This is a genomic window from Pseudomonas sp. LBUM1674 (assembly GCF_059695635.1).
This window is the reverse complement of the sequence record NZ_CP166779.1, coordinates 5891472-5911305: the sequence shown is the minus strand read 5'-3', so window position 1 is coordinate 5911305 and position 19834 is coordinate 5891472. Positions and strand designations below refer to the sequence as shown.

The following is a 19834-nucleotide window of genomic DNA, read 5'->3' as shown; positions in this document are numbered from 1 at the left end:
TTTATGGCCTGACCCACTGAAACAGTTTTCCCGCCCCTATTCGAGTGCCCAGCAATGAGCTTTTCCGGGAAACCGACCACCTTTGTGGAACAAGTGATCGAGAACGACGGCTTCTGGCCGAACCTCTCCTTGGCTGAGTTTCAGAAGGGTTACCGCCTGCCGGCGGAGTACCTGGTAGACATGCTGGCCACTGATCTGACCACGGCAATGATCGAGGTCAATAGAGACCTGGCCAAACGCAAATCCCAATGGCAAAGCGTAGGCATCGCCAGCGTGGAATCTGCTGACCCTACGGTGCTGCAGGAGCGCACATTTCACGCAGCGACGTACAAGCGCGCCGTGTATTGCCGTGCCAAGGCCAGTCTGTTGCCGCAATTTGCCTCGGTTGTTCGCCGCGAAAGCGCCGAGAACCTGGGCAAGGAAGAACCGGAACGCAAAGAGACCTTTCTCGAGTTCAGCCAGCAGGCCGTCCGTTCGCTGCAGGGCCGTGGTCGCATTACGGCGGCGCTCCTGTGATCAAGCTTCGCGCCTTAACCACCTATTTGATCGAGCGTCAGCTTGTGCTGCCAGAACAGCTCGACAGTTGGACCGAACAGGTGAACCTGGAGCTGATCTGGAAGCCGGACGTGGCCGGCCTGCACATGGGTGACATGCGCTATCGGGCCGTCATCATCATGGAACGCTTCGCCGATCACCCGGGCCGGTTGATGGCATTGCTGGGCAGTTGGCTGGCCAGCAGTGACCCCGATCGCGATGAAGACCTGGCTGCGCCGGCGTTCGCCATCGAGATGCTCGACCAGGACCTGGCCGACGTCGAAATCACCCTGGAATTCGTCGAGCCGCAGTACCTCGCCGAAGATCCAGCCGGTGAGATCGAGGCGTTCGGCACCACCTGGTCATTCATCCCGTTTGATCTCTGGTTCGCGGAGCAGGGCGAGGTGGTCACCCATGGCGCGTAGCACCTTTGACCTGGACGTGCGCGGCCAGCTGGGCGTGCGTGAGCAACTGGCATTGCTCAGCCTGCCGCCGCGATTGCGCCGGCGGCTGCTGAACAACGTCAGCAAGCGCGTACGCACGATGAGCCGCAAGAACATCCGCAACCAGCAGAACCTGGACGGCTCACCCTTCGAAGCTCGCAAGAATCCGGAGAAGGGCAAGAAGAAGATGGAAGCCGGCCTGGGCAAGCTGCTGCAGGTCACCAGCGTGACTCCGGACCAGGCCGTCCTGGGCTGGCGCAATGCGCTGACCAGTTGGGTCGCTGCGCAGCAGCATAACGGCACCTCCGAACGGCGCACCGCTGCCCAGATGAAGCGCTGGAACCGAGTACCTGAAGGCCTGGCCGCTACCGAAAAGCAGGCCAAGCGCCTGCGTCGGTTGGGCTTCAAGGTGCGCCAAGCCGGCAAGAAGAGCCTGAGCCGGCCCCCGGTGGCCTGGATCCTGGAGCATGTGAACTACGCCCAAGCCGGGCTGCTGATCCGCATCCTCAGCGAAGAACAATCCGAATCAACCGGCAAGCAAAGCTGGGAAATCACCCTGCCTAAACGGCAGTTCCTCGGCGCAAGCACCGAGCGCGACACCGGTCTGCTGCTCAACCAGGTGCTGCAACAAATCCTCAACTCACCCCGCTAAGCGAGGCACTGCATGGCACTCGGCAAAGTCAGCGTCAACAATCTCAACCTCGGCCAGGGTGCCGTGACCGAGATCGAGCGCTATTTCCTCTTCATCGGGCCAGGCGCCAAAAACGTCGGCCAGCTCATTCCGCTCAACACCCAGAGCGACCTGGACGTCCAGCTGGGCATTCCCGACAGCAGCCTGAAAACCCAGATCACCGCCGCCCGTGCCAATGGTGGCGACCGCTGGGCCTGCCTGGCAGCGCCGATCGCGGCCGAGGGTAATTGGCAAGACGCACTGACCCACGCGCAACAGCAGGGCTATTCGGTGGAGTCGATCGTCATCACCAAACCGGTGACCACCGGCGCCGAACTGACCGCCATGCACGACGCGGCTATTGCGCTGAACAACACCTACGGCCGTCGTGCCTTTGTGATCGCGGCCACGGCCGGCATCCAGTTGGTGCAGACCTGGACCCAATACCTGACCGAACAACGCCAGATCACTGAGAGCATCGCCGCACCGCGTGTGTGCGTTGTGCCGTTGCTGCACGGCAACGACCAGGGCGTGCTGGCCGGCCGCCTGGCCAACGCGGCCGTGAGCATCGCCGACAGCCCCATGCGTGTGGCCACCGGTGCCGTGCTGGGCCTGGGCCCCGTTCCGGTCGACGCTGAGTCGATCCCACTACCGTCCGCGATCCGTGCCGAGCTGGACACTGCGCGCTTTTCGGTTACTCAGACCTATCCGGACTACCCCGGCGTGTTCTGGGCTGATGCCAACCTGCTCGATGCCCCGGGTAGCGATTACCAGGTGGTCGAGTACCTGCGCGTGGCTGACAAGGCGGCGCGCAAGGTGCGGATCCTGCTGATCCAGCGCGTGGGCGATCGCCGCCTGAACAACACCGCCAACAGCATGGCTGCCAACACCAGTGCGCTGATGGCGCCACTGCGGGCGATGGCCAAGTCCGTGACCTTCGCGGGCCAGGTGTTCCCCGGCGATATTCAGCCACCCAAGGACGGCGACATTGTCTTGGTCTGGCAGAGCAAGACCAAGGTTGAGGCCTACATCACGCTGCGGCCGCACAACTGCCCCAAGGATCTGACGGCCAACATCGCCCTCGACCTTTCCACCGACGATTCGGAGTAATCCCGCATGTCTGCACGTATTGGCGGCAAAAACTTCGACGTGAACCTGGGCGACAGCTTGATTCACGTCCAAACCTGCACCCTGGACATCACCGACAACACCTCCGTGGCGCAATCGAAAGGTGTGCCCAATGGGCACGTAGACGGCGACGTTGCTGCCGGCGGGGAGATGGAATTCGACACTGCCAACTTCAACCTGTTGATCGACGCTGCGCGCGCTGCCGGCAGTTTCCGGGCACTGGAACCGTTCGACGTGGTGTTCTTCGCCAAGACCCCGGTGGACGAACTGCGGGTGGAGGCCTTCGGTTGCAAGTTGCGCGTATCGAGCCTGCTCAACATCGATACCAAAGGCGGGGAGACGTCAAAGCACAAGGTGCCGTTCGACGTCACCAGCCCGGACTTCGTCCACATCAATGGCGTGCCGTATCTCGACGCTGCCGAGATCGAGGGGCTGAGCTGATGACTTGCCCGTTCGATCGCGCCCAGGCCACGGAGCAACGCCAACGAGACCAGGCGATTGCCGCCCAGTTGGCTCAGCCGCGCCCGATCGGGCCAAGCCGTAGCGAATGCCTGGACTGTGACAACGAGATCCCCAAGGCGCGCCAGGCACTCGGTGGAATCTTGCGTTGCGTGCCATGCCAGTCAATTTTTGAGAAAGAGGCTCGCCGATGAGCACGAATCAGGCCGCTCAGGACACCGCCATTGCGTTCGTAAAGGCGTCGCCCGCCATCGGCGTGGCCGCCACCGGTGCGACAGGTGCCGTCGATTGGTCGGCGGTAGCCTACATGCTGACCGCGCTTTATATGGTGCTGCAGATCGTGCTGCTGGTCCCCAAGTACCGACAGATGCTGCGCGACTGGAAGGGCAAGTTATGAACCTGCGCACCAAGATCGCCACCGGCGCCATTGCGCTGGCCAGCGCCTCTTTGGTCGGCCTCTTGGGCAAGTGGGAGGGCAACGGCCAGAACGTCGTCTATGCCGACAAGCTGGCCCGTGACCTGCCCACCGTATGCAAAGGCATCACTCGTCACACCAGCCCTTATCCGGTGGTGATCGGCGACTACTGGTCGGACGCTCGCTGTGAACAGGTGGAGCAGCTGGTGATCGAGAAAGGCCAACTGGCCCTGGCTGACTGCCTGACCAACCAGCAGATCGGCCAGAACACTTTTGATGCCCTGAGCAGTCATGGCCACAACGTGGGTGTGCCCAGCACCTGCGCCAGTCGTGCAGTGGGCTTGATCAACGCCGGACGCATTGCCGAGGGCTGCAAGGCCTTGGCCTGGGCGGCTGATGGCAAAACCCCGGTCTGGGCGTATGTCACCGACACGAAGGGCCGCAAGGTGTTCGTGCCCGGGTTGCACGCTCGCCGGCGCGACGAAGCGAGGCTTTGCAGCCAATGACTATTTCCCCCGTGCGCCTGGTGCTTTTCATGCTCCTGGTCGGGTTGTTGGCTTGGGTCGGTTTCGACCTGGTGGCCGATCAGCGCGATGACGCTCGTCGCGACCGCGACAGCGCACAGGTTGAGGTTAAAGGGCTGCGCGAAGCCGCCAGGATCAGCGGCGAAATGCTGGCCGCCCGCGACTCAATAGACCAACAGCGTACCCAGGAGCTGAACGATGAGAAAGACAAGAACCTTGGCCTGCAGCGCGCTGTTGACGCTGGCAGTCAGCGGCTGCTCGTCAAAGCCACCTGCCCAGCCGCAGTGCCCACCGATACCGGCGCCGGCCGCATGGCTGATGCAGGAACCGCCGAACTCGCAGCAGACGCTCGATCGGATTATTTCACCCTCAGAGATCAACTCGCCCTCAGCCGGCAAATGATCCTGGGTCTGCAGGACCACATTCTCCAGGTCTGCCAGCGATAACCGCTGTGGACCCCTTTAAACCTGAACCATTGGAACAACAGCCATGACCGAACGCCGCGAAATCACCCTGGAAGTGGGCGAGCAGGAATTCAACTTCACCCTGACGCCGCAGGACGTGACCAAGTACTTCAACAGCATGACCGCCAATAACAAGGTCTCGCCCTCGCACAACCTTCTGGTCGGCACCGTGCACCAGGACGAGCGCGCAACCCTTAAGGAGCTTCTGAAAAACCCGGTCATGACCATGCAACTGGTGGGCTCGCTGCTCGAGGAGTACGCCCCCGACATCGACATCATCGTAAAAAAGCGCTCAGCCACGCTGAGCGCCTAAAGGAAGACGGCCTGGGTCAGTTGATGGCCCTGACCAACCGCTGGCTACCTGGTGCAGAGCCCACCATTGAAAACATGGGCACGGCCAAGTGGTTGGAAGACGAACACTGGAAACGCATGGAATTTGCCGTCGCCAACGGCATTTCCCATGCGTTTAACGGATAGAGAACCATGGCAGATCGCAGCTCCCGTCTCGACTTCATCCTGGCCCTGACCGACAAGGTCACCGCGCCGCTGGCCCGGGTGAAGACAAGTTTTTCCGACCTCGCAGAGCAAAGCGAGGGGAACATCAAGCAGATGGGGGTGGGCCTGGCCGGTGTTTGGGGCGCGGCCACGGGCATCACTGAATCACTGGCGCCGGCCTTGGAGATGAATCGCGCCCTGGGCGAGGTTCGCTCTCTGGGCGTGGCCGAGAACGCGCTGACCTCGCTGCAGGAAAAGTCCCTGCAGTTTTCCGTGGACTACGGTGAGAACGCCCAGGCCTTTGTGGCCTCGGCGTACAAGATCGATGGCGCGATCAAGGGCCTGGCCGGCAACCAGCTGGCGGTGTTCACCAACACCAGCAACCTGTTGGCCAAGGCCACCAAATCCGACGCCGACACCATGAGCGACTACGTCGGCACCCTTTACAACCTGCAGAAAACCCAGGCCGATGCCATGGGCAAGAACACCTGGGTGGAGAAGCTGGGTGGACAGACCGCGCTGGCGGTGCAGCTGTTCCGCACCGATGGCGCGCAGTTGAAGGACGCCTTCAAGGAAGTCGGCGCGATCGCCACCACCGCTGGCGTGGATCTGGCCGAGCAGATGGCGGTGATCGGCTCGCTCAGCAGCACCATGGAAGGCGGCGATGCCGGCGGCCGTTACAAGGCGTTCTTCGAGAACATCGGTGCAGCGTCGGAAAAGCTGGGCATGAAGTTCACCGACCAACAGGGCAAGGTCCTGCCGATGCTGGACATCCTGGCCAAGTTGGAAGGCAAGTATGGCGACCTGACCAGCGCTTCCGCCGGCACTAAGCTGATGGAGGCGTTTGGCGGGGAGGGCGCGCAGGTGATCGGCGCCCTGGCCAAGGACACTGACCGACTGCGCAATGGTATCGACCAGCTGGGGAAAGTCCGCGGCTTGGAGAACGCCGAACGCATGGCCAAGGCCATGGTGGACCCGTGGCAGCAGTTTGGCGCGGCGGTGCAGGCGCTGCGCATCGTCTTCGGCCAGGCGTTGATTCCAATGCTTGCGCCACTGATGGAGCGCCTGACCGGGATCGCCGGCACGCTGCTGCGCTGGTCGCAACTGTTCCCGAATATCACGCGGGTGGTCGGTATAACCGTCCTGACGGTGCTGGGGCTGATCGCGGGCATGGCCTTGCTGACCTTCACCGTGGGGGCCAGCAAGATGGTCTGGCTCTCCATGCTCACCATCTGGAAGGTGCTGACCTGGACCGGTTTCAAAAGTATCGCGATGTTCCTCTATCACGTGGTCATGATCGCCGCGTTCACCGTGGGGCTGATTGCGATGGTCGCCTGGATGGGTCTGGTGCGCGGCGCAATGCTGCTGTGGCAGGCGGCGATCTGGCTCACCAACGGCGCGCTGATGGCCAACCCGATCCTGTTGATTGTCCTGGGCGTTGTCGCCCTGGTCGCTGCCGTGGCCGCCGCCATTTACTACTGGGACGATTGGACCACCGCGCTGATGAACACCGAGGCGTTCCAGTGGGTGGTCGACCAGCTGCAGGCCGTATCGGACTGGTTTGGCAGCATGGGGGGCTGGTCCAGCATGGCCAAGGCCGCGTGGGACGGTATCGCCTCAATTTTTCAGAACGCGATCAATGGCCTGGTCGAGATGCTGAACAAGATCCCCGGCGTGAGCATTGACGCGCGCATGGGCAGCCTGGCCGATTCGCTGCCTGACGGCGGTGACCGCGCCATGGCGGCCAAGGAGTCGATGAGTAGCGGTGTGGGCAGCCTGTCGCCGAACCGGCCGACGGCTGTAGCTCAGGGCGGTCTGCTCAAGACCATCCAGAACACCACTCAAACTCAGAACAGGGGCACCCATGTCGAGAAAATCGAGATCCACAACAGCAAGCCTATGAACCCGCTTGAGCTGGAAAACCTGATGAGCATGGCGGTGGGTGGATGAGCCTCTACATCGATCTGCTGATCACCGGCAACGACCTCACGCTGGACCCTTCGAGCCAGCCCCTGCTGATTGACGATCGGGCCAGCATCGCCCAGGACATCGGCCACATGATCCGCGAAAGCGGCCTGCTGGTGTCTTTGGTGGCCGAGCGCGATCGCTTTCAGCAAGCCGACGGTATTCAGCAACTGGAGCTGCTGGTGGAGGCAGACGCCCGCCTGGTTCCCGGTACGGCCCGGATCATCAAACAAGGCTCAGGCCAGTACCTGGTTACCGCCAAAACCGTTGCATTTGGACCTATCGAGGTAGTTTTGTGAGTGACGTCGATTTTAAACAGGCGCTCAGCGACGCCGGCATCCCGACCACCGAAGCCAAGCTGCGACAAGCCTGGGAGAGTGAGGTGGCTGCCCAAGGCAGCAAGCTGAGCAACACCAGCGCCTGGTCGCCGTTCTGGCGGGTGATCACCGCCCTGGTAACCAAGCCGGTCATGTGGTTGATTGAGTTCATTGCCGGCACCGTGTTGCCGAACTTCTTCGTGAAAACGGCCACTGGCCAATGGCTGGACATGCTGGCCTGGGCGGTCGACGTCACTCGCAAGCCCTCGACAAAGGCCGAAGGGCTGCTGCTGTTCACCAGGAGCACCAGTGCAGGCGTTTTAGAGGTGCCTGCCGGAACCCGTGTGCAATCGATCGCCATTAACGGCAACGTCTATGTGTTGCTGACCACGGTTAAAGCGACCTTTGCCGACGGTCAAACCCAGATGCTGGTGCCTGCCCAGGCGAAAGAGTCAGGCAGCGGTTTCAACCTGGCCCCGGGTTACTTCTCGATCCTGCCTGAGCCGGTACCGGGCGTGATCATGGCGGTGAACGCCGACGGTTGGCTGACCCAACCCGGTGCCGACGTCGAGCCGGACGATGAGCTGCGCCTGCGGGTGCGCAACCAGTTCTCTGCAGTCAATCAGTGGCACACCGACGCCGTGTATCGCGCCATGATTTCGTCTTTTCCAGGCGTACAAGCCGATGGCATCTATTTCGAGCATAACGCGCCTCGAGGACCAGGCAGTGCCAACGCCTATCTGCTGTTCGAGGCCAATTCGCCGGCGGACACCTACCTGGCTGAAATCAACACCTACATTCGCGACCAGGGCAACCATGGCCACGGTGATGACCTGTTGGTTCTGGAGATGCCCCCGACCCTGCACACCGTGGTGTTGAACGTCTGGCCAAAAGCCGAAGTCGGGGCCGAGCGCTACCCCGCGCTTAAAGCGGACATCGAGCTGTTCGTGCGGGCGGCGTTTCGCGAGAGCACTGACAGCGACTACCAGCCAACGCCGACTTATCCACAATCACGCTTTTCCTTTAGCCGCCTGGGCGAAGAATTGCACCAGCAGTTCCCGGGCATCGATTCCCTCGACTTCGCCAACGTCGACATCGTTTCACAGCTGACCATCCCGCGCCTGTTGGGCGTTGAGGTTGCGCTGAATGCTTAAGCTCAGCCTGCCGTTTTGGCTCGATGGCCCCGAGCTGGCCAAGCTCAAAGCGGCCGCCCAGGTGTGGTGGGAAAAGGTCGCGGATTGGTTGCGCTGGCCGCTGCTGCAGCTGGACGCCGAAACCTGCCACCTGAGCGTGCTCGACATGCTCGCTTGGCAACGGGACATCACTCGTTTTCGCGGTGAGCAGGAAGACCTGTACCGAATCCGGGTCAAGTACGCCTTTATCAACGCGGTCGACGGCGGTTCAACGTCTGGGCTCAAACGCATTTTTGAGCGCCTGGGTGTGGGCTACGTCGAGATCAAAGAGCGCGTAGAAGGGCGCGACTGGGACGTGATCGAGCTGCATTTGACCGAATCCCAGCTGAGCAAAAACCCGGAGCTGTTGCGCGTGCTGGCTCAACAGTACGGGCGCACCTGCCGCCGTTATGAGTTCGTCAGCATCTCGCCACTGTCGTTGGAGCTGCAGTGCCTCGAGTTCAACGACGACCAGCAGACCTTTGGCGCCTCGATCCTGCCGCAAGACCTGACCGATATCGATGAACTGAACCGTTCCGTGGCGCTGGCGTATTACTTCACCCACGTAGAACTAGCTGAATTCCTGGGAACCCTATGAGCGATCTGACCGAGCTGCAAGCCGCCGAAATTGCCAAGCTACAAGCCCTAGGGGCGGCCTGGCACCTGTTCCACCATGGTGCCAAGACTGATCGGGTTCCCACCGACGCGGGCGACATCCCAACGCTGTCGGGCCTGGCTGAAGTCGTGTTCGAGGCCATGGGTGGTGTGTTGCTGCCCATCGTCAATACCGTTGCCGCCGCCGGCGCGGCGTTGGCTCTGGACATCGAAACCACTCGCCGGGTCTCGGCGTTCGACATCACGTTGAGCGCCCCGGTGTGCGTCCTGAGCTTGCTTAATGAACACGTGCCGGCGGGCTTTCAGTCGGCCATTACCCTGACTCTGCGCCAAGGCACCGGGGCGAACAAAGTCACCTGGCCGGGTAACGTCCTTTGGCAGTTCAACCGCCCGCCGGTGCTGGCTTACGCACCAGGTGCGTTCGACATGATCACGTTGGTGTCGGACCCAGTGACCAGCAAGTGGCGCGGCATGGTGGATGGGGGCTGGTTCAATGTTTAACACCGCCCTGAGCAGCCGGCGCTTGATCAGCGGCAGAATCCCCGGGGTGGCTAACGCCATGTCCATGATCGAGGGTCACCATCGCTTCCTGGTGAAAAACACCGGTGACACCACCGACGCCACGGTGCAGCACTACGTGCAAAACACTCAAGGCGTATTGGCCAACAACCGGCATTTCATTGCCCATTCGCAGATGGAGTATCAGCCCAACGGTGACGGCACGACTGAAGGACAGTCGCTGCACATCATCGGCTATGCCTATGCCTATTTGGCGACACAAAAGCCCGAATACCTGGAGGCCGCTCGCTGGCATTGGGACGCTTATGTCAGGCATTTTTACGCCGGTCAGGCGATCCCTGACACGCCGTCGCGCTGGATCGCCAACTGGATCGTGAACTCGAAAGAGCCGGTGCTTGCCAACTGGCCTATTGACCCCGTATCGCCTACTCACAGCGGCTTTAAAGGCGTTCCCTTCACCTTCACCAATGGTTTCACGCTGATTCCGCACGGCGCGCCGCATTGGGGCGAATACCTGGATAAAGCCACCTTTGCCTTTGACGGTGTGCTGGCCTGGGAGGCGATCAACGCCTCGGTTCAAGGCTTGAAGGCAGACGGCTCCGTCGATTGGGACAATGGCGGTGCGCAGTACGACGTGGATTGGATCATTGCCCACACCGGGCAAAAGATTAACTGGGATGGCGACGTGCTGTCGGAAGGGCATCCGGTGGAAGTGCGCGGCTCTGTCCAGCTCAAAAGCACCACACTCAATGGCTCGTACAAGTTCAATTACGCCACCCGCCAGCCCGTGGAGCACGGTGGCTACCTGATCCCGCGTAATGCGGTGCAGCACAACCGGCCGTTGCATGTCCCGTTGCTGGGTAGCGTCAACCAGATGGGCAACGCAGCCGACGGTGAGGAGTGGTTCGCCGACGCTTGTTATCTGATGTGGAAAATCACCGGTGAGACGCCTTACAAAAAGGCGCTGGATTCGTGCCTGTTCACTAACCACGAATACACACAAATCGACTCCGTGGATAAATTCTTTCGCCAATCAGTCGAGGCGTCCACGCCGTTTACCGATGGCATTTCCTATGACTTCGTCTATCCCGACACCGCGCAGGTCGTCTACGGGCGCGATGCCAGCGGGTTTATCACGGCCAGCTGCAGCGAGGCCGGGAATGTGTCGCTTGAGCAGCAGTCGGTGTGGTTCCGCATCACCCAGGATTCGGTGGTACGCACCTGCTACGGCGGTGTTGACAATGCCAACGGGCCTTTAGCAGCAAAGGTCGAAGTCACCATTTCACAAGACAAGTCCGAGGGCAGCGGCATTCAGTACGCCTGTGCGCTGCCCAAGTCGGCCTCCAACGCCGTGGTAACGCACGACATTCCGTTGTCGCAGTTCACTCGCATGACGAAGGATAACGGCAGCGAGTACATCTTGGCCGACCTGCGGTCGGTGTCGAGCTCGGACGATATTGTTTCGGTCGAGAACTACGAACCGGCCGTTTTCGCAGGGCGCGCCGGCACGGTGGTGAAATCATTTTTCCCGAACGATGAAGGCTGGTACTCGATCGGCCATTACCTGTTGGCCAGCGAAAAAGCGCCGATGCACAGCATCACCTACCGGGCCGACGGCTATTTCAACCTGCGATTCGCGGACGACAACGGCTGGCGTTGGTGGTGGATGCTGCCGCCGACTCAGGGGGCATTCGTCACTCTGCAGATCCGACCGGAAGACGCCACGCTGTCGGGCTATCAACCGGGCGCAGCGGGCCGGCCTGATCCGACTTCGCCGGTCTATTCGGAGATCGAGGAGTTCAGCGTTCTGATGGACTCATCGGACACCAATCTGACGTTTGAGTATTACTGCGTGAACGATCTGCCGCCAACCTTCGCCGAGGACGACGGCTACACCCTGAAGTACCGCCTGACGGTCAGTGGTGGTAACCCGTTCCTGGCCTTGCTGGGTGATTGCACCGTGAGGGGCTACCGCGATGATTCTCTGGCCTATACCCCAGGCCTTATCCCTTTCTCGAATATTTATGAAGAGGGCTCGGCGCAAATCGGCGCGTGGCATGGCATGCCGTACCCCGGCTATCAGTACCCGTTTATCTACTGCCTGGAGCCCGTCAAATATTCGCGGCACTTGGGCAACATGATCGACTTTCTGTACGACTCGCAGCAGTGGTACTACACCCGTTTTGGCCAGCTGGGTCCGGGTGCGAGCGCCTATATCTGGAACCGTTGGGACAACTACAAGTACGGCGCGCCCGACACCTTCACCATGTATCACTGGGGCGACGGCACCGCCTGGTCAGGTTATCAGCCGCGAGCGTTCCAGGCCGCTTGCCGCGCCTGGCAAGAGCTGGTGGAGCAGGGCCAGCCCGTGCCCGCCAAGCTGCAGACCTATGCAGAAAACTGGATCGGATGGCTGGCCGACTTTCAAAGCCAGCACAACGGCGTGCTGCCGACCGATTTCCCCATGACCAGCGTGCCGCAACCGGTGCCGGACGACTTCACGGGACATATGACCGGGCTATGGCTCGCTGGCGCCTGCATGGCGGCCATGGCCGGCTGCCAGCACCCAAAGCTCGACCAACTCATTGAAGCCTGTGTGACCGAGTTGCAAAACAACTACGTGGTCACTCCGGTGCCAGGCCAGCCAATGAACGGCTGCTGGTCGCCGGCGGTGCGCCTGGGCACCGATAACGGCATGTTCTTCGGCTTCTGGGCCGGCGAAATCATGCGCGGCCTCTCCATGTACATCTTGCTCAAAGAGTTGGGACCAGGTGCAAGCATCTTTTCCCGCCAGCCACTCGTTTAAGAATTACTGAACAGGTAGAACCCATGTCTTCAAACATCACGATTGCTGGCGAAAATCTCATTGCACGCAAGCATGGCGAACAAAAAGCCCTGGAAGTGACGCGCTTTGTCTTTGCCCTGGTTCCCGGCCTCGATCCCAACAGTGCGGTTGATCGCACTTCAGTGCGGCCACCGGCGGCGCAGATCGTCCATACCGCGGCTGTCCTGCGTGCCGGTTATGTCACCCCGAATCAGGTGGTTTACAGCGTCATGCTGGGATCGGATGTGGGGGATTGGGATTTCAACTGGGTGGGTTTGGAAACCGCCGAAAACGTGCTGCTCGCCGTCGCGTATGTGCCGGTACAGCAGAAGCGCAAGAACCAGCCACCGCTGCAGATTGGCAACAACCTGACCCGCAACTTCATGGTGGCTTTCAGCGGCGCCCAGGCCATGACGGGCGTAACGATTGACGCCAGCACTTGGCAACACGATTTCACGGTGCGCCTCGGTGGCATCGATGAGCGCGAACGCCTGAGCAATCGCGACATCTACGGCCGAGCGCGATTTTTTGGCGGTGGGCTGCAAGTGGTGAAAACCGGCAGCAGCTACCAACTCAAACCCGGCGTGGCGTACATCGAAGGTATCCGCGTTGCATTGCTCAACCCCACGGTGGTCAACGTGGCCAGCGTGCCGTCCAAGGCTTGGCTGGAGGTTGCTTTACAGCGCCAGGGGAGCGACGTGGTCGCGACGTGGCAGGTGGTCTTTGGTTCGAACCTGGTGGACAAAACCGACAGTGTTGGTGCTCGTCACTACTTTGTAGCCATCGCGGACTTGCCGAACTCCAACACCATCACCGACCTGCGACCCGCGCAGGAAATCGACGGCGCCTTGATTGACTATCTGGCCGCGCGCAATGGCGACTATGAACATCTACGCGCCCGGGGCACCACGAAAGTCGACGTGGGGCTGGGGGAGCTGCCCAACGCCAAAAGCGACGATCCGGACACCAATAGCAGCGAGATCCTGGCCACCACCAAAGCGCTGCAATCGCTCAAAAAGCTGATAGAAGATGCCCAGGTTGGCATCGTTGGGCTGTTCGCAATGAATGCACCACCGACTGGTTGGCTCAAGGCAAACGGCGCCGCCGTCTCCCGCACCACCTTTGCCCGGCTGTTCGCCAAGATTGGCACCACCCATGGCGCCGGTGATGGGGTCACTACCTTCAACCTGCCTGACCCGCGTGGCCGGTTCCCTCGTTTCTTGGACGATGGTCGGGGCATCGACGCGGGGCGAGTGATCGGCAGCCATCAGGGCGAGGCGATCCAGAGCCATGCCCACACAGGTTCTTCCAGCAACGGCGGAAGCCACATCCACTCCGCCTGGACAGACGCCCAAGGCCAACATACCCACACCGTTACCGGTGCCGGCGCGAGTTCCCCGTACAGCGGGTATGCCGGTGAGATTGGCAACGCAAATGACGGCTCGAGCTTCACCACCAATGCTGCCGGTAACCACGCGCATAACGTCGGAATTGGCTACGCCGGCGACCACACCCACGGCATCACGATCAACCCGGCAGGAGGCCCGGAGACGCGGCCCACCAACACCGCGTTTCTCGCTTGCATCAAATATTGAGGGCTGCCTATGACTTCCAAAACCGTCTATCAAACTGACCACCACGGCATCTACACCGGTGAAACCTTCGCCGATCCATGCCCCCTCGAGCCTGATGTTTGGCTGATCCCAGGAGGCTGCGTGGAAATCGCCCCTCCAACGATTCCAGCCCACAAAGCGGCGCGCTGGAACGGCAAGGCTTGGGCACTGATCGAGTCCTACCAGGGCGAAACCGTGTACCACAAGACAACGGGGCAGCCGCTGCTGGTGGATCAGCCAGGTCCGCTGCCAGAGGGCTATACCCTGGTGGTGCCGGGTGATCACCAGGTCTGGAGCCAGGGCCAGTGGGTGGACGATGTGCCAGCACAACTGCAGATCCGCTACGCCGAGCAGTTACGGGCGGTCAACGCCGCATGCGAGCAGGAGATTGTCGCGGGTTTTGTCTGCGATGCCCTGGGCGAAACCCACTTTTACGACAGCGCCCTGGTGGATCAGATCAACCTCAACAGCCAGTTGCTGTCCGGTGCCGGCGGCCTGCTGGCGTGCCGCGACACCGACAACGTGAAAGCCTATCTCGAGCACACTGCCGAACAGCTGCACCTGGTCAGCAATGCCTTCAATGCACACCGGCTGGCTCGCCTGCAGAAGGCGCTGGTGATCAAGCAGCAGCTGGATCAGGCATTGCTGGCCAGCGACCTGGGCGCGCTCGAGGCCGCGAGCTGGGAGGCCGTCGACGTATGAGCTGGGCGCCTGTAACGATGCGTTGGCCAGAGCACTCCACCCATTGGATGGGCGAGCTGGGCGCGGCCAAAGACCTGGCAAACGGTGAAATGGGCAGCACGGCATTGCGCCTGGCCGCGCTTGACGGACTGGCCACCACTTCCCCTGGGCCGGTAGGGGCTGCGGCTCTGAGCGCAGTCGCAGCCGGACGCGCTGCGCTGTCGGGCGCCTTGGGTGAGGCGCCGGCTTGCCTGGTGGTCACTCCGTTTCAAAGCGGTGTGGGGCAGGGCAGTGGCAATCAACGGTACCTCTCAGCCCCCAACCTGTTGCGGCACCTGAGCACCAAACTCAAAGACACCCAGGACGCAGCGCGACCCATCGGCGAGCAATACGCCCTGGTGATTTTGTTCCTGGGCATGCGCTACGACCAGTTCGCCGCAACCTTGTCGCGCTTCAATGCGCTGTTACCGATTCCCGACCTGCAGCGTGCTGAGCGCCGAGCTCAACGGTTGTTCGATCTGGAGACGGAAAAATGGGTGTTGCCGTCTGCCGGCATGCGCCCAGGTTGGGGACAGATGCCTCTGCAGCGCTGCACCGTGACCAAAGCAGCGGGGCGGGCGTTGGCTGGCCAGTTGTCTGCCCTGGAAGGCTACACGGCAGACAGTTCGCCTATGGCCGAATTGGCTGCCCTGGCGCAACGCAAGGCCACGCAGGCGCAGTCTCGTGATCAGAAACTGGCCGAGCTGCAGGCGCTTCTTGCCGACAATCCAGCCGACGCCACCATCCTGTGCCGGCAGATCGGTCCGGGTAACCTCAATGAGCTGAGCTCGCAGATGCTCGAGGGCCAGGCCCCGGGGCATGAATGGGGCGTGTCTGCCGGCGTGGTGCTGGTTGGCTCGCTCAAAGGGCTGAGCTTCGTTCGCGAAATGGTGGGCCTATGACCTTGTTGCTCGACGGTGAAAGGGTGCGCGGCACCAATCAAAAAGTAACGGCCAACCTGCGCATTGAAAGCGATGACCTTTCAGGGCAAACCAGCAATAGCGACACCGCACACAAAGGGTTCAAGCCCAAGACGCTCACCGTCTCCCTGATGATCCGTTTTCGTGATGATTCACAGCTGCGCAACCTAATGCGCCTGGCCGAAGCCACCGAGTCAGGCGGGCAGCTCAAGACATACCGGATCGTCAACGACACCGCTGCAGCGTTTGGCATTCGTCAGGTGCAATTTACGGACGGCGTCAGCGCCCGGGAAGACGACGCGCTTTGCGCCTGGCGGATTCAATTTACGTTGGCCGAGAAGCTATCGAACCCCGAGCGAGTCGAGACACGCCGCGCCGGCAAAGCCGTGGCCCAACAGTCTGCCCCCGGGCAGGCCGTGGCGACCGCTGGGGCTGGGGGCGCCGATTCCACCGATCAACCTGTGGCCCTGACCGGCTTTGAAGCCACCCTGAAAAAACTGGATGCTTATCTGGGGGGCAGCTTATGAGCATGAAGCTGCACAAGGTGCTGACGATCGGTGGGATCCCTTATGTCCTGGTGAAGGATGACGTTCGCCTGGAAATCAAAAGCCCCGGGCGTGCGATGTTCACCATTCAAGCGCCGGGGCCGGTGAAAGGCTTGGTAACGCTGGATGTTGGCTACAACGATAGCGTTCTGCAGCGTCACTTCATTGGCTACGTGGAGCGCTGTACCTCGGCCAACCAGGTCGAACAGGTGCTGTTCTGCCGTGAGCTTGCCGCAATCCTGGCCAACCCGTTGCCGTTGAACCTGCGCCATGCAGATTTGCCCACTGTCCTGGGCGAGATCAGCGCCAAGACCGGGCTGGGCTTTCGGGTTCCGGATAAGACCTATGCCAAGGTGAAAGCTCCTTTTTTCTACAGCCTTGCTGCCGGGTATCAGGCGATGGATAGCCTAGCGAAGGTGTACGGCATTCCCGACTTTGTCTGGCAGCAGCAAGGCGATGGCGAGGTGTTCGCGGGCAGCTGGACCGATAGCTTTTTCGGCAGCCGATCGCCGCTGCAGCTGCCGATCGAGCTTTTCGACGATTACCAGGGCAACCAGAGCGCGATGATCGCAGCGCTGCCTGGATTGCGACCTGGTGCAACTATCAACCAAGGCGAGCGGATCACTCATGTGTCCCTCACCGGCAATCAAATGGTGATCCGATGGAAGACGCAATCCGCCGTAGCGTAGAGCGGCAATTCCCCGAACTTACGGGTGGTTACCACCTGCCGCGCTTTGCCCGTGTCGTCGGCGTGGCCGATGCCCCCGCAGGCGCGGGGCTCTGCGACGATTTCCGTCCGCGATTCGCCGTGGACATTGAGGTTCTGGGGCCAGACGGCGAGCCGGATCCTGCATTGCCACCGTTGGCCGGTGTGCCGCTGCCCATGCCCATGGGGGGTGATGAAATGGGCTTTTTCGCCTTTCCCGAGGAAGGCACCACCGTGGTGGTCTGCTTTGCCTATGGCTTACCGCACAAGCCGTACATCCAGACGATCTTGCCGCATGGGCTTAGCCTGCCGAAAGTCCCGAAGGGCGACCAGGTCTGGCAGCACAGCGAATCCTGTCAGCAGCGAGTCGATGCTGACGGCAACTGGCTGCGGCAGACTGACGGCAAGATCTTGGACAAGGCGATCGAGCGCGAAGTCGAAGCCTTGGAAAACACCGAGAGCTTCCAGAATCACATCAGGACGGTGGACGATCATTCGACCGAGTCAGTCGGTGGTATCAAAAAGATCGAGGCGCTGGGCGCGCTCAAGCTGCTGTCTGGTGGATCCGCGAGCTTGGCGGCCGTGGATGATCTGCATCAGGCCACTGGCCGGGATCTGAACGTAGTGGTGGGGCAGAAGCACAACGCCACGGTGGGTGGCGATATGCAGGAGAAGATCCAAGGCTTGCGTAAAAGCGTGGCGGGGCTCAGCCAGCACCTGGTCGCACCAAAAAACCACATTGGGTCAGAAAGCGTGAATATCTTCCAGGTACTGTGCAACGTGATTGATCTTGTCCAAGCTATGAACACACAACTGGCTGCACACACGCACGTACCTGGCCCGGCTCCGAGTCCGGCAGACGCTGCAGCGTTTGTAGCTAAAGCTCAAATTGCTTCAAGCCTTTCGATCAAATTAAATTCAGTAACTGCTTAGCCTTCATAGTAACCGATGAATTGATATCTATTAATTTGGAATTTTATTTCTCGATACTTGGCTTGCGCAATGCATCGCCTTTAACCTGCAGGGCAGTGGCCGCATCTACGACTTCTTGCTTCAAGATTTCGTGCCATAACCTGAATACCGATATTCTTATAGCCGACTCTTCATTAGGGAAAGCCGTTATCAAAGCAATCGTTGCGTAGATCAATGACAAGCTTGTGCATTGTATTGGCTCTAAAAAACCCTCATTGGATGGCCCGGTCAATAAAAGATCTTTATTTGACATTGAAGTACCTAGCTTAAAGCCAATACTGTCAATGCCGGCGTGTACGTATTGGTTGGCAAAGCTAAAGTGATTTCTCAAGAAGCTCATCCCGACGAATTTTTCTATGTCGATGAAATATGCTTCTGATTTAGGGGTCATTGCTCTGCCAAGCGCTTTAAGGGCCCAGCCAAATTTATTTTTAAAGCATGGTTCATATTTGTCAATCGTCTCCTTTTGTTCTGCCGCCATTTGAGCTAAGTGCTCACTGGAGAAGGCTTTAAACCCAAGCTCGTTGTTATTATTGAATCGAGTGGCAGCGGATATGCGGGAGGCATGTTGAAAGTCTGTGAACCTTGATGCCAAATCTTCATCGCCTTCGCAAATGAATATGGTAGTTACTGATGTCTCGTGTAGCGTTCTCCACCGAGCAAATGCACCATCCGCATATCCTCCGTGTAACAGATGGGATATTTCATGCCCAACTTGCACACAGCGTGCATGCAAGCGAGTTGCGATATTAAATTTGTCAGTGGTTGTGCTTGTCGTACCGGTATCTTCTCGCCTTAATTCGTCTACGATTTCCATGCACATATATAAAAGGGTGTCGAGTCTTTTTAATGGTGCTTCCCAAGTTTGGAATAGGCGTTCTCTAAACTTGCTAAGTGATTCGTAGGTTTCGGATAAGAGTTCATTTTTTCCTGCATCAAGCATTTGAAAAAAATGTAGTGAGAAATATTTGTGCAGTTCTTCTGGATTGGTTTTAAAGTGCTCTGTTATTTTGTCAATGTCTTCGGCACTCAAATCTAATGCATCAGTCAGATGACGAAGTAGTGCTGTGTTGGAATCTCCGCTGTTCTTATTTGCATCCATTGTATGTTCCTTTGCATAGCTCGAAATTGTTAGTATATGGCTCTTCGAGCCTTGCCCTAGATGCCAGCTTCGCGCCAAATCGGCCCTTCGAAAACCCAGCTTCTCATTTGTGGCTCCAGGTCACATCGGTAATACCCAGCGCTGCAATTTGTGGCCAAAGCCTATCAGTTCCCTTCGCCGTCCAATCGACATCAACGCCCATTCGCTTTCCCTCGTAAGCGCTCAAAATGTACAACAACACTGTTGTCTCGTCTGCGGGTAGTGGGACTTCCACGGCAATCACCAACGGTTTTCCGTGCTCTTTGAATTTGATTTCCAAAATCCCTTTCTCAGCCATCGTTCTATCCTCATCGGTGGTACACGCATAGGGTTCATGCATCGAAGATAGCACCACCTGTGCGGGGCGAATTGCTATCCCTGTCGGCACCACCACGATTGCGCGTAGGCGCACCCGTCGATGTATTCGATCCCACTCAACACAAAACCGGTGACCGCCATACCTGCCAGCGTTGCGTCCAGCAATCGTGGTAAAGGATCTGGGTCGAGAGGCATGCCCACGTCAATACGGGCCACATTGGCACTCCGGCCCAGCTCGGCATTGCTCTCTGAGTTCACCATCACATTTCCCTTTATCGCTGGATAGCGTCGCCGTTCCTGGGGAGTCAGTGCCACGCCTCGGCATCTCATTGGGGTAATCAACATATGCATTCGC

General features: G+C 59.8%; 26 protein-coding genes. 23 read left to right on the top strand and 3 right to left on the bottom strand.

The genetic code is table 11. The features are described from left to right. The first annotated feature begins 54 nt into the window (after nucleotides 1–54). From ACA067_RS27145 to ACA067_RS27035, 23 genes are read left to right on the top strand one after another with little or no spacing between them, the layout of a single operon-like run. Nucleotides 55–516, top strand: a complete 462-nt coding sequence (locus ACA067_RS27145) for a head completion/stabilization protein (RefSeq protein ID WP_497459301.1) — start codon at nucleotides 55–57, stop codon at nucleotides 514–516. Then, entirely contained in the window at nucleotides 513–959 is a 447-nt protein-coding gene (locus ACA067_RS27140; protein ID WP_497459300.1) for a phage tail protein, read from the top strand. The genes ACA067_RS27145 and ACA067_RS27140 overlap by 4 nt, the downstream gene beginning before the upstream one ends. Then, complete coding sequence (locus ACA067_RS27135) at nucleotides 949–1629, top strand: phage virion morphogenesis family protein (RefSeq protein WP_247291951.1); 681 nt, start codon at nucleotides 949–951, stop codon at nucleotides 1627–1629. The genes ACA067_RS27140 and ACA067_RS27135 overlap by 11 nt, the downstream gene beginning before the upstream one ends. A gap of 12 nt (nucleotides 1630–1641) precedes the next feature. Then, nucleotides 1642–2757, top strand: coding sequence for a DUF2586 domain-containing protein (locus ACA067_RS27130; protein WP_497459299.1), 1116 nt, complete (start codon nucleotides 1642–1644; stop codon nucleotides 2755–2757). A gap of 6 nt (nucleotides 2758–2763) precedes the next feature. After that, nucleotides 2764–3216: a phage protein gene (locus ACA067_RS27125; RefSeq protein WP_497459298.1), complete on the top strand. Its 453-nt coding sequence runs from the start codon at nucleotides 2764–2766 to the stop codon at nucleotides 3214–3216. Next, nucleotides 3216–3428 (top strand): TraR/DksA C4-type zinc finger protein, encoded by a 213-nt coding sequence (locus ACA067_RS27120; protein WP_247296363.1) that lies wholly within the window; start codon nucleotides 3216–3218, stop codon nucleotides 3426–3428. The genes ACA067_RS27125 and ACA067_RS27120 overlap by 1 nt, the downstream gene beginning before the upstream one ends. Next, nucleotides 3425–3631, top strand: a complete 207-nt coding sequence (locus tag ACA067_RS27115; protein WP_247296346.1) for a hypothetical protein — start codon at nucleotides 3425–3427, stop codon at nucleotides 3629–3631. Before ACA067_RS27120 ends, ACA067_RS27115 begins: the two co-directional genes overlap by 4 nt. Continuing rightward, the gene (locus ACA067_RS27110; RefSeq protein ID WP_497459297.1) at nucleotides 3628–4155 is read left to right on the top strand and encodes a lysozyme; all 528 of its coding nucleotides are present in this window, start codon (nucleotides 3628–3630) and stop codon (nucleotides 4153–4155) included. The genes ACA067_RS27115 and ACA067_RS27110 overlap by 4 nt, the downstream gene beginning before the upstream one ends. After that, nucleotides 4152–4619 (top strand): lysis system i-spanin subunit Rz, encoded by a 468-nt coding sequence (locus ACA067_RS27105; protein WP_497459296.1) that lies wholly within the window; start codon nucleotides 4152–4154, stop codon nucleotides 4617–4619. Before ACA067_RS27110 ends, ACA067_RS27105 begins: the two co-directional genes overlap by 4 nt. Nucleotides 4620–4662: 43 nt before the next feature. Next, nucleotides 4663–4950: a putative phage tail assembly chaperone gene (locus ACA067_RS27100; protein WP_019407714.1), complete on the top strand. Its 288-nt coding sequence runs from the start codon at nucleotides 4663–4665 to the stop codon at nucleotides 4948–4950. Between the two features lie 23 nt (nucleotides 4951–4973). Then, a complete protein-coding gene (locus ACA067_RS27095) occupies nucleotides 4974–5114 on the top strand; it encodes a DUF6890 family protein (protein WP_191637791.1) in 141 nt (46 codons plus the stop codon). 6 nt (nucleotides 5115–5120) lie between these two features. Then, the gene (locus tag ACA067_RS27090) at nucleotides 5121–7082 is read left to right on the top strand and encodes a phage tail tape measure protein (protein WP_497459295.1); all 1962 of its coding nucleotides are present in this window, start codon (nucleotides 5121–5123) and stop codon (nucleotides 7080–7082) included. Then, nucleotides 7079–7396, top strand: a complete 318-nt coding sequence (locus tag ACA067_RS27085; RefSeq protein WP_497459294.1) for a DUF2590 family protein — start codon at nucleotides 7079–7081, stop codon at nucleotides 7394–7396. The genes ACA067_RS27090 and ACA067_RS27085 overlap by 4 nt, the downstream gene beginning before the upstream one ends. Then, nucleotides 7393–8568: a baseplate J/gp47 family protein gene (locus ACA067_RS27080; RefSeq protein WP_497459293.1), complete on the top strand. Its 1176-nt coding sequence runs from the start codon at nucleotides 7393–7395 to the stop codon at nucleotides 8566–8568. The genes ACA067_RS27085 and ACA067_RS27080 overlap by 4 nt, the downstream gene beginning before the upstream one ends. Then, complete coding sequence (locus ACA067_RS27075; protein ID WP_497459292.1) at nucleotides 8561–9184, top strand: phage tail protein; 624 nt, start codon at nucleotides 8561–8563, stop codon at nucleotides 9182–9184. Before ACA067_RS27080 ends, ACA067_RS27075 begins: the two co-directional genes overlap by 8 nt. After that, nucleotides 9181–9702 carry a hypothetical protein gene (locus tag ACA067_RS27070; RefSeq protein WP_497459291.1) on the top strand — a complete coding sequence of 174 codons (522 nt, stop codon included), beginning with the start codon at nucleotides 9181–9183 and terminating at the stop codon, nucleotides 9700–9702. Before ACA067_RS27075 ends, ACA067_RS27070 begins: the two co-directional genes overlap by 4 nt. Next, entirely contained in the window at nucleotides 9695–12526 is a 2832-nt protein-coding gene (locus ACA067_RS27065) for a phage tail protein (RefSeq protein WP_497459290.1), read from the top strand. The genes ACA067_RS27070 and ACA067_RS27065 overlap by 8 nt, the downstream gene beginning before the upstream one ends. Nucleotides 12527–12549: 23 nt before the next feature. Further along, nucleotides 12550–14139, top strand: coding sequence for a phage tail-collar fiber domain-containing protein (locus tag ACA067_RS27060; protein WP_497459289.1), 1590 nt, complete (start codon nucleotides 12550–12552; stop codon nucleotides 14137–14139). 9 nt (nucleotides 14140–14148) lie between these two features. Next, nucleotides 14149–14859 (top strand): DUF4376 domain-containing protein, encoded by a 711-nt coding sequence (locus tag ACA067_RS27055; protein WP_497459288.1) that lies wholly within the window; start codon nucleotides 14149–14151, stop codon nucleotides 14857–14859. Beyond that, nucleotides 14856–15779, top strand: a complete 924-nt coding sequence (locus tag ACA067_RS27050) for a hypothetical protein (RefSeq protein WP_497459287.1) — start codon at nucleotides 14856–14858, stop codon at nucleotides 15777–15779. Before ACA067_RS27055 ends, ACA067_RS27050 begins: the two co-directional genes overlap by 4 nt. After that, on the top strand, nucleotides 15776–16324 hold the full coding sequence (locus tag ACA067_RS27045; RefSeq protein ID WP_497459286.1) for a baseplate complex protein: 549 nt from the start codon (nucleotides 15776–15778) through the stop codon (nucleotides 16322–16324). Before ACA067_RS27050 ends, ACA067_RS27045 begins: the two co-directional genes overlap by 4 nt. Beyond that, a complete protein-coding gene (locus tag ACA067_RS27040) occupies nucleotides 16321–17031 on the top strand; it encodes a hypothetical protein (RefSeq protein WP_497459285.1) in 711 nt (236 codons plus the stop codon). The genes ACA067_RS27045 and ACA067_RS27040 overlap by 4 nt, the downstream gene beginning before the upstream one ends. Beyond that, nucleotides 17004–17981, top strand: a complete 978-nt coding sequence (locus ACA067_RS27035; RefSeq protein WP_497459284.1) for a hypothetical protein — start codon at nucleotides 17004–17006, stop codon at nucleotides 17979–17981. The genes ACA067_RS27040 and ACA067_RS27035 overlap by 28 nt, the downstream gene beginning before the upstream one ends. 43 nt (nucleotides 17982–18024) lie before the next feature. Here ACA067_RS27035 and ACA067_RS27030 read toward each other — a convergent pair whose 3' ends face one another. From ACA067_RS27030 to ACA067_RS27020, 3 genes are all read right to left on the bottom strand, one after another. After that, nucleotides 18025–19122, bottom strand: coding sequence for a DUF5677 domain-containing protein (locus tag ACA067_RS27030; RefSeq protein ID WP_497459283.1), 1098 nt, complete (start codon nucleotides 19120–19122; stop codon nucleotides 18025–18027). Nucleotides 19123–19225: 103 nt separating this feature from the next. Next, nucleotides 19226–19459 carry a hypothetical protein gene (locus ACA067_RS27025; RefSeq protein ID WP_497459282.1) on the bottom strand — a complete coding sequence of 78 codons (234 nt, stop codon included), beginning with the start codon at nucleotides 19457–19459 and terminating at the stop codon, nucleotides 19226–19228. 74 nt (nucleotides 19460–19533) lie between these two features. After that, nucleotides 19534–19830: a hypothetical protein gene (locus ACA067_RS27020; RefSeq protein ID WP_497459281.1), complete on the bottom strand. Its 297-nt coding sequence runs from the start codon at nucleotides 19828–19830 to the stop codon at nucleotides 19534–19536. Nucleotides 19831–19834: the final 4 nt, after the last annotated feature.